Raw genomic sequence first — 13,783 nt, 5'->3', positions numbered from 1 at the left:
TTTATCAAAATAAAGCAAGCTCCTTATATGCAAGAGAGGTGAGAAAATTGCAGCATCGTAAAATCGCAACTGTACTATCGATTATTCCTGGCCTTGGCCAATTGTACAATAAACAATTTGTGAAAGGACTTTTATTCCTTATACTGGGCATTTCTTTCTTTGTAGCCTTTGGTGACTTACTAAATATGGGGTTCTGGGGGATTGTCACTTTAGGAACAGAGGTACCACGGGATAACTCGATTTTCTTATTAGCAGAAGGTATTATCGCGATTATTGTCACAGTCTTTGGACTAGCAATCTATTATGTCAATTTTCGTGATGCTTATAAAAACGGAAAACTACGCGATGAAAATAGAGAATTAAGCTCATTAAAAGATCAATATCACAACTTAATTTCACAAGGATATCCATATGTAGTTAGTGGACCTTCCCTATTTATATTGGTATTCGCAGTAATTTTCCCTATCTTATTTAGCTTTGCGCTAGCATTTACAAACTATGATTTATATCACTCACCACCTGCCAATTTGGCGGATTGGGTTGGCTTTGAGACATTCGCAAAGATATTTACAGTTGATATTTGGCGTTCAACTTTCTTTGATGTTTTAGCTTGGACCATTATTTGGACACTTGTTGCTTCTAGTCTCCAAGTTAGCTTAGGAATTTTATTAGCGGTAATTGTCAATCAGAAGGATATTCGCTTTAAAAAGTTTTTCCGAACTATTTTTGTCCTACCATGGGCTGTTCCGGGCTTTGTGACGATTCTAATCTTTGCTGGGCTATTTAATGATAGTTTTGGAGCAATAAATAATGATATTTTAGCATTCTTTGGAATCGATGCAATTCCTTGGATGACCGATGCCAATTGGTCTAGAGTGGCACTGATTTTAATGCAAGGTTGGTTAGGTTTCCCTTATATATTCTTAGTTACAACTGGGGTTTTACAATCTATTCCAAATGACTTATACGAGGCAGCTACAATTGATGGTGCTTCTGCATTTGCGAAATTTAAAAGTATTACGATGCCAATGATTTTAATTGCAATGGCACCAATTATTATTACGCAATTTACCTTTAACTTTAATAACTTCAATATTATTTATCTCTTTAATGGCGGTGGTCCTGCAATGCCTGGATCAACAGCTGGAGGTACAGATATATTAGTATCTTGGATTTATAAATTGACAATGCAATCCAGTCAGTATTCACTTGCAGCTGCATTAACAATTCTATTATCTGTATTTGTTATCTTAATTGCCCTATGGCAGTTTAGAAGGACAAATTCATTTAAAGAGGGGGCGTAAGCAATGATGACAGATGTAAAAAAGAAAAAATTCTTACGCCTATTAGTTTCATATTCCATTTTAGTCTTTATTGTTGTAGCTATCATCTATCCGTTGTTATGGACGGTAGGGGCTAGCTTCAATCCAGGAAATAGCTTAATCAGTACATCTATTATTCCGAAAAATCCTACATTCGATCATTATCGTGAGTTGTTTGCGGGGAAGGAAAGTCTGCAATACGGTCAGTGGTATATGAATTCAATTAAGATTAGTGTTTTTACAATGATAGGTACTGTCATAAGCGTTTCCTTTACGGCATATGCATTCTCTCGTTTCCGATTTAAAGGGAGAAAAAATGCATTAACACTCTTTTTATTACTGCAAATGATTCCACAGTTTTCAGCGCTAATTGCACTATTTGTGTTGGCACAATTATTAGGTTTAATGAATAGTCATTGGTTATTAATCTTGTTATATATTGGTGGGCAAATACCAATGAATACGTATTTAATGAAAGGATATATGGACTCCATTCCATATGATCTAGATGAAAGTGCAAAAATAGATGGCGCAAGTAACACAAGAATTTTCTGGCAAGTAATTATGCCATTATCTAAACCGATGATTGCAGTAGTCGCAATGAACGGATTTACAGGTCCACTCGGGGACTTCGTTATGTCCTCAGTTATCTTGAGAACACCAGAATCTTATACACTCCCGATTGGTCTATACAATCTAGTAAATGAAGTAATGGGAGCAAGCTATACAACTTTTGCTGCTGGAGCAATATTAATCAGTATCCCGGTTGCTATTATCTTTATCATGCTGCAAAAGAACTTTGTATCAGGTTTAACAGCAGGTGGAACGAAGGGATAAAGGGACACGGGGTCAGCTTCCCCGTCCCTGTTATGTGGAGTAGAAACTATCCATCCCAATTGAATAAATTCGGGACAAGAGAACTGACCCCATGTCCCATGGGAGCTGAACCTTGTTCCAAAAGGAGGAAAAAATGTCTAAGTTAAAAAAGTCTTACGCGACTAAAGCGAAGGTTATGCTTCATGGTGGAGATTATAATCCAGATCAATGGTTGCACAGGCCGGATATTTTGGCTGATGATATTAAATTAATGAAACTAGCACATACGAATGCTTTCTCCGTCGGGATTTTTGCATGGAGTACCCTAGAACCGGAAGAAGGGGTATACAACTTCGAATGGCTAGATGAGATAATCAACAATATTCATAACAATGGTGGACATGTTATTTTAGCAACTCCTAGTGGAGCGCGTCCTGCCTGGATGTCGCAAAAATATCCGGAAGTATTACGTGTTAATGCTTCCAGAATGAAGCAGCTACACGGTGCTAGACATAATCACTGTTTTACATCACCAGTGTATCGTGAGAAAACACAACAAATTAATCGCTTGTTAGCAGAAAGATATAAAGACCACCCTGCCCTCATTATGTGGCATGTATCGAATGAGTATGGTGGAGAATGTCATTGTGATTTGTGCCAAGAAGCATTTAGAGAGTGGTTAAAAAAGAAATATAATAATGATCTAGATGCTTTAAATGAAGCGTGGTGGGGACCGTTCTGGAGCCACACGATAAGTGATTGGTCTCAAATTGATTCACCATCACCAATTGGTGAAAATGCAGTCCATGGTTTGAACTTGGATTGGAAACGTTTTGTAACAGATCAAACGATTGATTTCTATGAGAATGAAATTGTTCCGTTAAGAGAATTGACGCCTGATATTCCTGTTACTACGAATTTCATGGCAGATACAAATGACTTAATTCCATTTCGTGCATTAGACTATAGTAAATTCGCAAAACATGTAGATGTTATAACATGGGATGCTTACCCTGCTTGGCATAATGATTGGGAGACTACAGCTGATTTAGCTATGAAAGTTGGCTTTATTGATGACTTATATCGTAGCTTAAAACAACAACCATTCCTATTATTAGAATCAACTCCAAGTGCCGTGAATTGGCATGACGTTAATAAAGCGAAGAGACCAGGTATGCATTTGCTTTCAGCTATGCAAATGGTGGCGCATGGATCTGACAGTGTAATGTATTTCCAATGGAGAAAATCACGTGGTTCATCTGAGAAATTCCATGGTGCTGTTGTGGATCATGATAATAGTGCTGAAAATAGGGTGTTCAAAGATGTTGCCCAAGTTGGACAAACACTTGAAAAATTATCAAAAGTAGTTGGAACGTACAAAAAAGCAGATGTTGCAATTATGTACGATTGGGAGAATAAGTGGGCACTTAATGATGCTCAAGGTTTTGGAATGAAATCGAAACGTTACACACAAACTGCACATCAGCAATATCGTGCTTTCTGGGAGAATGATATTCCAGTAGATGTAATTACGAAAGAACAAGATTTTTCGGCTTATAAACTATTAATTGTCCCGATGCTATATTTAGCTAGTGAGGAGACAATTGCTAGACTTAAAGGTTTCGTTGCCAACGGTGGAACTTTAGTGATGACGTATATTAGTGGGATTGTCAATGAATATGATCTAACCTATTTAGGTGGTTGGCATTCAGACTTGCAGGAGATATTTGGGATAAATCCGTTGGAAACAGATACGTTATATCCGAAAGATACAAATAAAGTTCAATACAATAATAAAACGTATGAATTGAAAGATTATGCAACAATCATTGATGTTGCAAGTGCACAAGTAGAGGCAACTTATCAGGATGATTTCTATGCAAGCACTCCTGCAGTAACAAGTCATTCATTTGGAAAAGGAAAAACATATTATATTGGAGCAAGATTGGAAGATGAATTCCATCGAAATTTTTATAAACAACTGATGAAAGATCTTGCGATTGAATCACCTGTTCCTGTTACACATGAGAGTGGAGTATCTGTACAAGTTCGAAGCGATGAAGAAAATGATTATTTCTTTGTGATGAACTTTACGGAAGAACAACAATCCATTTCCTTTACTTCGGAAGTAAAAGACCTGGTAACTGGTGAAAAGTTACTTGGAGATAAAACGCTAGATAAATATGAAGTGAGAATAGTAGAAAAGAAGAAATAATGTATTAAAGAATTTAGAGGTTGGGACAATACGATCTGAACTAGAGATAAATCCGAACAATGGGAGTAAAATTATACCGCTTCGGAAATACACTACGCTTTCCGCGGGCGGCTGATGAGCCTCCTCGGCGCTAAACGCGCCTGTGGGGTCTCATCGAGGCCTTTGTTCCCGCAGGAGTCTTCGTGTATTTCCTCAGCTGATAACTTTAAATTCGTATGGATGACATAAAAATACCGAACTATATCTATTGATATTTAAGTTATAGTTCGGATTTTAGTTTTATCATTTTTTCTATGTTCCAGCCTCATAATAAATAAATTAATAATTTTATCAATATGAAATATCTACATATATGAGAGCGTTTGCTACGAAATTAAAAGGACGGAGAGAATATGAGAAAAATAATAAGTAAAAGGCATGGTTTGTCGGTACTTTTAGTATTTCTTATGGTATTTAGTTCTTTTAGTGTACCTATGAATGTTGGATTTGCTGCCTCTGAAACAAAAGGAAACATGTTAAAAAATGGCGGGTTTGAAACAGATTTTTTCAACGACCAATCATGGAACATTACGGATGTCGATTGGAATAATGTCGATATTACACACTTCTTTTATACGGATGATGAATGGATTCATCCTAATGCTGGATTAGCTGCATTTAAATATTGGATAAAAAACACTGCAACAGAGAAGCAATCAATTACAGTAAGTCAAGTAGTTCCACATCTTCCTGCAGGGAGCTATGAGCTATCTGTCCAATCGATGGGTGGAATAGATGCAGATGCTGGTAATGTGAAGCTCTTTGCTGGTGAAGAGACACTGCAACCTATTTCAACGAAAGGATACAATGCATGGGAAGAGATTACGTTGAAATTCGAATTAGAAGAGGACACATCTAATCTTCAAATTGGAGCAATCATAACCGGTGAACCGGATGCATGGGGTTATCTAGATAGTTTCAAATTAACACCACAAGTAAATGAGAACATTCCTGAGCCGGTAGAAGCGGATATCTTTGTAAAAAGAGTTGCTGGTTTGGATGATGATTTTATTAAAGGTGTTGATATCTCAAGTATCATTGCCTTAGAAAATAGTGGTGTTCGATTTTATGATTATGATGGAAAAGAACAGGATATTTTTAAGACTTTAAAAGAAGCAGGAGTAAACTATATTCGAGTGAGAGTATGGAATGACCCCTATGATGCTGATGGTAATGGCTACGGGGGCGGGAATAATGATTTAGATACGGCTATTAAAATTGGAAAAAGAGCAACTGAACATGGAATGAAGCTGTTAGTGGACTTTCATTATTCTGATTTTTGGGCTGATCCAGGAAAGCAGATGACACCTAAGGCATGGCAAAAGTTGAGTTTTGAAGATAAAAAGACAGCTCTATACGAATACACCAAAGAAAGCTTACAAGCTATGTTGGATGCAAATATTGATATAGGGATGGTACAAGTCGGAAATGAAACAAATGGTTCTTTTGTTGGTGAAAGTGATTGGACAAAAATAAGTGCATTATTTAATGCAGGTAGCAAAGCAATAAGAGAAATAGATTCAAACATCTTAGTAGTATTACATTTTACTAACCCTGAGACTTCAGGAAGGTATGAATCAATTGCGCAGACCTTATATGAAAATAATGTAGACTATGATGTGTTTGCTAGCTCCTATTATCCTTTCTGGCATGGAACATTAGACAATTTAACAACTGTTCTTCGTAATGTAGCAGACTCATATGATAAAAAAGTGATGGTTGCTGAAACATCTTATGCCTATACATATGAAGATGGGGATGGTCATAGTAATACAGCACCAAAAGAAAGTGGCCAAACATTAAATTATCCAATTACAGTTCAAGGACAAGCGACTGCCGTGAGAGATGTAATAGAGGCTGTTGCAAATGTAGGGGAAGCGGGGATCGGTGTGTTTTATTGGGAACCAGCATGGCTCCCTGTTGGACCAGCTGATAATCTCGAGGGAAATAAAGTTATTTGGGAAGAACATGGTTCTGGTTGGGCATCTAGTTATGCTGCTGAATATGACCCGCATGATGCAGGTGTGTGGTATGGAGGAAGTGCTGTTGACAACCAAGCATTATTTGACTTCAATGGACATCCGCTACCATCATTAAATGTTTTTAAGTATGTTAACACAGGAGCAGTTGCACCATTAAAAGTTGATAAGATAAATGATATAGCGATAAGTGTTAATTTAGGTAACACAATTAGTTTGCCAGATACAGTTACTGTAGTCTATAACGACGGCAGTGTGGGGAATGTTCCAGTTCAATGGAATAAAGAACAATTGGAGGAACTGAAAGATAAAGGTGTAGGAATCTATCGAATAGCAGGGACTATTGATGATGACATCATTGTTCAAGCTCAAATTGAAGTAAGACCAATAAATTATGTTCATAACCCGAGCTTTGAAGACAACGATAGAAGCATGTGGAAAGTTATTCATAGAGAAGGCACACTACCACATACTAGTTATCAGCAAAAAGCAGCTGATGCAAAAACAGGAGAGTATTCATTACATTTTTACTCAGCTTCTAGAGTGGATTTTTATATTGAACAAACAATCACTGGATTAGCGCCAGGATACTATAATTTCTCTATGTTCTTGCAAGGTGGGGATGCCAATAATTCAGACATGTACATCTATGCAAGGACAAGTAACGGGGAAGAAAAGGTTTATACTTCTGTTAATGGCTGGGTAAATTGGAATACACCAGAATTGGAGAATATTCTTATTCTTGATGGAACGGTGACAATTGGTGCAAGTATAAAAGCTGATGGGGGAGCATGGGGGACACTTGACGACTTTTATCTATATAAAGTAAAAGATTATAACGATGAATCAACAGGTAACGATGATTCAGATGAAAATAACGATGAATCAACCGATAACAACGATTCAGATGAAAATAATGATGAATCAACTGGTAACAATGATTCCAACGAAAATAAAGATGGAGTATCCGATAATGATGGTTTTGAGGAGAAAAAAGATGAAGTAACAGATCATGATTCAGTAGGTAGAGAAGAAACATCCAGTAAAAGTGAGTTAGATATTAATAATGAGGATTCAACTTCAAACAATCAGACAGATGATAAACTATCGAATGAACGAAATGATAAAGTGCTTCCAAATACAGCTACAAATATATATAACCTTTTAATGATTGGTTTACTTTTAATAATATTGGGCTCTGTTATTGTCGTGTTGAGAAATAGACTAGCAAGAAACGAGTAAGTTAACTGAAGTCTTACCCTCTTTATATAAAGAGGGTTTTTTGTACTAGGGGGGAAACAATGTTTACATTCTTTCGGAAGATATTTTCCAAACAGACAGGAGAAAAAATGGATAAGAAGGGATCCCGAGAAAGAAAGGGCTTTATAAGTAAGTTTTTCAATGATAATAGCAACAATAAACTAATTAAACACGTAAGTAAAAGCATTACTACTAAAATTCTTTATAGTTTTATCATATGTGTTTTACTAAGTGTGTCGATAGTAGGTATTGCTTCTTATCTTATATCCAATAAAATAATAGAATCTAAAGTTACAAGTGCATCAGAGCAAACGATTATTCAGGCAGGAGATAAATTAGACTTCGTATTTACACGTTATAGTGATCTTATCAGAGAAACCATATCTTCTGATTTTTTACTAACTTTGAGGGATTTTAACTATGTAGAGCAATCAAGTACAGACTATTATGTACTTCTTACGAAAATTAACGAGTATCTTACACAAATTGAAAATGTTCATACCAACATAGATGTACACTTAATAAACATGGATAAGCAGGAACTATTTTCAACGGCGAAAACAACGGATAAAGATATTGTGTTTAATTCAGATTGGTATAAACAGGCTGTTGCTAATCCAGAGGAATCACATTATTGGATTGGTGGAAGGGAAAAAGGTGTACTAGGGCAAAGTGATTCTCCTACTGTAAGTTTCGGACAGCTTCTCAATATAAATAAAAGTTATTATTTTATGGTTATAGACATTGACTCTACCTATTTTAAAGAGATCCTGAAAGATGTTGCATTTGGAGAAAATGAATCAGTTAGTATCGTAGATGAAAATAATCATGTTGTTTTTAGCTTTGATGATGAAAGGTTAAATACTGAAAGTGGCATCCCTATCTTGGTCGATTCGAATAAAAATGTTCTAAATAAAGATGATCAACTAATTTTCCAATACAAGTCAGATGTAACAGATTGGTTTTTAGTAGGCTCAGTTTCTAAAAAAGAATTAGTAAAAGATACTCAAATAATTTTTTATGTAACAATGTTGATTATTATCTTTGCTATTCTTTTTGCGTTATTTATCGGAAAGCGCATTGCAAATATGGTAGGTGAACCGTTGAGAGTAATATCTGGATTAATGGCTGTTGCAAAAGAAGGCGATTTAAGAGTACGTTCAGAAATGACGAATCGTCAAGATGAAATAGGGGTGTTAGCGGTCAGCTTTAATGAAATGCTCACAAAAATATCGGAAATGATGCTGCACACTCAATCCACTTCAAATAAAGTGCTGCAGGCTGCTACCGAGTTAACCGATATTTCTAATACAACATCCCAAATAGCCAAAGATGTAGCTATAGCAATAGGTGAAATAGCAGTTGGAGCAAATAATCTAACGGTTGAAGCGGAAAATGGTAACAGTTTTACTAGTAAAATTAATAATGAAGTAAACAATGTATTCGATAATAATCATGAAATGGCAAATTACGCTAAGGATGTTTTGGAAGGGAGTAATAATGGTATTCAAAAAATGGCTGAATTAGTTGATAAAACAAGACAAGGGGAAGAAATGATTACAACTATAATCAGCAAAGCGGATACTTTAAAAGATAGTACAAATCAAATTAGTGAAATAATGTCGATTTTGACGGATATATCAAGGCAAACAAACTTGTTATCATTGAATGCTGCTATTGAAGCAGCACGTGCCGGTGATGCGGGTAAGGGTTTTGCGGTTGTTGCAGATGAAATTCGAAAATTATCAGTACAGTCAAAGAACGCTATTGATACGGTTGGTGAAATTACTTCCTCTGTTATTTTAGAAATAAATGATACGTTAACCCTTTTGGAAGGTGCTGATCCTATCTTCAAGGATCAAGTATCCAAAGTTTTGGAAACTGATGCAATATTGAATGATGTTGGTACGCGTATGGATGCATTTAATCATAAAATTAGTCTTGTCTCTGATTCGATTCAGCAACTAAGGGAATCGCAAGAAATATTATACTCGATGATTTCCCAAGTTAGTGCGACTGCGCAGGAATCCTCTGCTATTAGTGAAGAGGTTCATGCATCTACAGAGGAACAAATAAACGTTAGTAATTCATTAGTACATACATCCGATCAATTAAGAGAACTGTCTAAAAATCTACAAAATAGCTTAAATAACTTCAAAATATAATATAAAGAGAGGAACATAGACTCTGTATGTTTCTCTTTTTTTAGGAGTTTATGTCAAATTTAATCAGTTTATGTAATATTTTACCTTTACAAGACATAAAAACTATTGTTATATTAGATGGCGTAATATAATTCTATATTACTAGAATCCAATTCTTTGTCCATTTGTAGTTTTGGGCCGAAAGAAGGAGGAGGAACGAATGAAGAAGCGAATTATTATCACTTTATATATAATGCTAGCAGCTATGCTGATGATGGCTTGTGGGAGTTCTAAACAAGCTGATACAAACAATAATGGCTCCGATAAAAATGATATAAGTCAAGTGGAAAATAAAAAACCAGAACAAGAAAAAATAGAACCTAAATATAAAGTCGTGATAGACGCTGGCCACGGTGGTGAGGACGGCGGTTCTTCAGGAGCAAGTGGTAGTTTAGAAAAAGACTTTACATTAAGTCTATCTCAAAAAGTAGAACAATTATTAGATCAAGACCCAGAAATTCAAGTCTTTATGACAAGAGAAAATGACGTTTTTCTCTCTGCTGAAGAAAAAATAAGACCGCAATTTGCGAATGACTTAGGTGCGGATATATTTGTTTCCATTCATGGTAATACGTTTACTGATCCATCTGTTTCTGGGACGGAATCGTTTTATTATTATGATGAAGACAAGCCTCTAGCAGATGCAATACACAAGTATTTAGCGCCAGCTACTGGATTTAATGATCGAGGAGTCAAATACAATTCACTATTTGTATTGAGAGATACAACTATGCCTGCAACATTATTGGAAATTGGCTATTTAACGAATCCAGAGGATGAACAGAAAATGCTGACAGATGAATTTCAACAAACTGTTGCAGAATCGATTGTAAAGGGTATTAAAGAATATCTAGAAGTAAATTTATCTAAAGATGAGTAAAATATGTCGTTAATCTCATCATTATCTATTATTACGAAGTAAAACACGAAAGTTATGGTAATGAATTCTATAACTTTCGTGTTTTTTGCTAATATTAGGTAATTGTATACTTTCGTTTCGATAGTTAAATGGGATATGGTGGATTTGAGGAGGAATTGAATAATATGAGAGATAGACAAATATTAGAGAAGATATGTAAAGAAGTGGATTTTTCAGGTGTAGTGTTAATGAAAAATAACCAAGAGCATGTATTACAATTTACTAGAGGTTATGCAAATAGAGCGGATGAACTGAAAAATTCACTTCAAACAAAATTTGGGATAGCCTCTGGTTGTAAGTTATTTACTGCCATTGCCATTTGCCAGCTTGTTGAAAAAGGACAACTTACCTTTAATACAAAACTGCAAGATTGTTTACATACTGATTTTCCACATTTTGCTGAGGATATTACGATTCACCATTTATTAACTCATACATCTGGAATTTCAGATTATTTTGATGAAACGGTTATGGATGATTTTGAAGATCTTTGGAAAGAAACAGCCATGTATAACATGAGAAATTTAAAGGACTTTCTTCCATTATTTCACCATCATAAAATGATGTTTCAACCTGGCGACAGATTTCATTATAATAATGCTGGATTTATTGTACTCGGATTAATCATTGAACAACTAACAGGTGTAACATTTACTGAATATGTGGAAGCAAATATATTTGCTCCTTGCGGAATGGAAGACTCCGGTTATTTTTCATTGGACCAACTGCCGAAAAATACTGCAATTGGTTATATTGATCATGAGGATGGGTCTTGGAAATCGAATAGTTACTCTATACCAATAAAAGGTGGTGCAGATGGAGGAGCCTATATTACAGCAGAGGATATGACAAAGTGTTGGAACGGATTACTACAGCACAAGTTACTTAGTGAAAAATATACTTTAAAATTATTAACTCCATATGTAAGTAATGAAGACGGAGACTATTATGGATATGGAATATGGATTGAAAAGAGAAATGATGTTGTATATAAATACCATGTCATGGGATATGATCCAGGTGTATGTTTTCATTCTGCATTTTACCCCAGTTTTGGAATGACAGTAGTAATCCCTTCTAATAAGTCATATGGTGCTTATGATATTACAGAAGTAATAGAGGAAAACTATCTTTCCTAAAGGGATATTTATAGTTAAAAAAAGAAGAGACTTGTCCAATACTTTTAATATTCTCCCGTACCATTTGTGTATAAATGAAACGGAAGAGCTCAAAAGGTTTATTGAATAAGTCTCTTAAAGATGTCTTGTTATCTTTGCAGAGTAGCACATGCAATTTATATGAATAATATTAATTTTTTTAAGCTACATATTCTTCTTTAGAAATATCATTGCTTTCTTTCTTTACATAGTATTTCCCTTTGGATATAAGGGCGATAATTACTGTAAGAATAGCTGCTAGTATCGATGCAAAGAAAGCAGCCGTACTTTGTAAAAACGATCCCATATACCCTAATGCAGCAATTGTTCCTACTATACTTGAAACTAATAATGAAACAACACCGACTGGATTCCATTTAAATAAATTTATTTGTCTCCATTCATAGTATCCTGGGCTAATCTTTAATACTTTTTTAACAATAACCGCATCTGTGACTAGAATTGCAGCCCAAGCTAATAGAAAGACTCCTTGGAATGTCATAACAGCTTCTAAATGATTCACAATGTCCATGAGCATTAAAATGATAGCAGCTACCCCCGTAACTACTACCCAAAAACGTCGACCTGGTTTAAATTTAAATACATTTTCGAAGAAGTTTGAAAGTGATAATGAACCACTATATATATTTGTAACGTTGATTCTTATTTGAGTTAACATTGTAAAAAGAACTCCAAAAATTCCTAGAAGTAATACGATATACACTCCAGGATTTGGCTCTCCTAAGCGGACACCGAACCAGATCCCAAGGCCACCCATTACTCCAAAGCAAAATATTTGAGGGATAAACCCGATAGCAAAAATTCCGATTTTCCTATCTTTTGGTTTAAGAAAGCGGGCATAATCTGAAGCGAGTAGAGGTGTTAAACCCATAATCCCATGTTGCATTCCAATGCAGAGTAATAAAGCAGTTCCGCCAACCTGTACGCCTTCTGGCATATAAGACCAAAAAGTACCGTCATATCCGGAAGGTTGGATTGCCGCCATAACAATTGCAGCAATTAAAAATACACCAAATAGAGGGAGTGACCATTTTTGTAGCTTGTCTAATTGTTTGATTCCAAACCAGTTTAATGGAATAACAATAGTACCGAAGAAAAGGATTAAGACCCATTCAGGAATTGTAGGAATAAATTCATGTACAGCAGCTACTAGTATTAAACCTTCGAGTGCACAATACATAATAAAGTTGGTAGCGTATATAAATGAGGTTAAAGAGGCACCAATATAGCCGAATCCACCACCTCTGGATAACAAGTTTACGTTCATTCCAGATTTAGCGGACAAATAGGCAATAAATGTCCCAAGGATACCAGCAACAATAATAGCATAAATAGCGGAAATAATAGCATTCATTGCGCCAAATTGTAGTGCCATGACACTGCCCATTTGAAAGTAAAAAATGGCTGTAGCTATCCCAAATGTAATATTCGTAATACTAAGCCAACCCATGTTCCTTTCTTTAAGAGGTACTCTATCTAATGAATAATCGTCACTCATTTCGTTATTGTTATTGTTATTGTGACCTGTCATTTTATCAGATCCCATTATATCATCTCCTTTTGTGCATTAGTTCACAATTGTAAGTTCTTTTTAGAAAGTAAGTACTAATTCACAAAAATAACACGACATTATTTACTATAACTTTATAATGACTCGGTTACAAACGGCATAATAGAGGATGAGACAGTGCTATTTCCTCTGAATCTATATTATTGAGGTCTTAAGTCGCTCTATCTAGCAAATCCTTTAGATATCTTAGATATTCTGCATTTTTGATCTTAGGAATATGTTAAATGCAAAAATAGGAAGTACCCAATCAGTCAATGAAAATGACGTCTAGGTACTTCCTT

At 35.3% G+C, this 13,783-nt stretch carries 8 protein-coding genes; 7 read left to right on the top strand and 1 reads right to left on the bottom strand.

Annotation, left to right across the window (positions count from 1 at the left end):
• Nucleotides 1-47: 47 nt before the first annotated feature.
• From ACFPM4_RS13290 to ACFPM4_RS13260, 7 genes are all read left to right on the top strand, one after another.
• Nucleotides 48-1,304, top strand: a complete 1,257-nt coding sequence (locus ACFPM4_RS13290; protein ID WP_382352566.1) for a carbohydrate ABC transporter permease — start codon at nt 48-50, stop codon at nt 1,302-1,304.
• 3 nt (nt 1,305-1,307) lie between these two features.
• Complete coding sequence (locus ACFPM4_RS13285) at nt 1,308-2,159, top strand: sugar ABC transporter permease (protein WP_382352563.1); 852 nt, start codon at nt 1,308-1,310, stop codon at nt 2,157-2,159.
• A 133-nt stretch (nt 2,160-2,292) separates the two neighbouring features.
• Nucleotides 2,293-4,353, top strand: coding sequence for a beta-galactosidase (locus ACFPM4_RS13280; protein ID WP_382352560.1), 2,061 nt, complete (start codon nt 2,293-2,295; stop codon nt 4,351-4,353).
• Between the two features lie 392 nt (nt 4,354-4,745).
• Nucleotides 4,746-7,613 carry a glycosyl hydrolase 53 family protein gene (locus tag ACFPM4_RS13275; RefSeq protein ID WP_417498485.1) on the top strand — a complete coding sequence of 956 codons (2,868 nt, stop codon included), beginning with the start codon at nt 4,746-4,748 and terminating at the stop codon, nt 7,611-7,613.
• A gap of 59 nt (nt 7,614-7,672) precedes the next feature.
• Nucleotides 7,673-9,796 (top strand): methyl-accepting chemotaxis protein, encoded by a 2,124-nt coding sequence (locus tag ACFPM4_RS13270; RefSeq protein ID WP_382352554.1) that lies wholly within the window; start codon nt 7,673-7,675, stop codon nt 9,794-9,796.
• Between the two features lie 199 nt (nt 9,797-9,995).
• On the top strand, nt 9,996-10,715 hold the full coding sequence (locus ACFPM4_RS13265; protein ID WP_382352551.1) for an N-acetylmuramoyl-L-alanine amidase family protein: 720 nt from the start codon (nt 9,996-9,998) through the stop codon (nt 10,713-10,715).
• Nucleotides 10,716-10,879: 164 nt separating this feature from the next.
• Entirely contained in the window at nt 10,880-11,893 is a 1,014-nt protein-coding gene (locus ACFPM4_RS13260; protein WP_382352548.1) for a serine hydrolase domain-containing protein, read from the top strand.
• A gap of 178 nt (nt 11,894-12,071) precedes the next feature.
• Here the strand turns inward: ACFPM4_RS13260 and ACFPM4_RS13255 are convergent, their stop codons facing one another.
• Nucleotides 12,072-13,478: a purine-cytosine permease family protein gene (locus ACFPM4_RS13255; protein WP_382352545.1), complete on the bottom strand. Its 1,407-nt coding sequence runs from the start codon at nt 13,476-13,478 to the stop codon at nt 12,072-12,074.
• Between the last annotated feature and the right edge of the window lie 305 nt (nt 13,479-13,783).

Origin of the sequence: Lederbergia graminis (assembly GCF_042655485.1) — a bacterium.
GTDB lineage: Bacteria > Bacillota > Bacilli > Bacillales > Bacillaceae_C > Lederbergia > Lederbergia graminis.
Note: the sequence above shows the minus strand (reverse complement) of the source record. Positions and strands in the feature narration are given on the sequence as shown.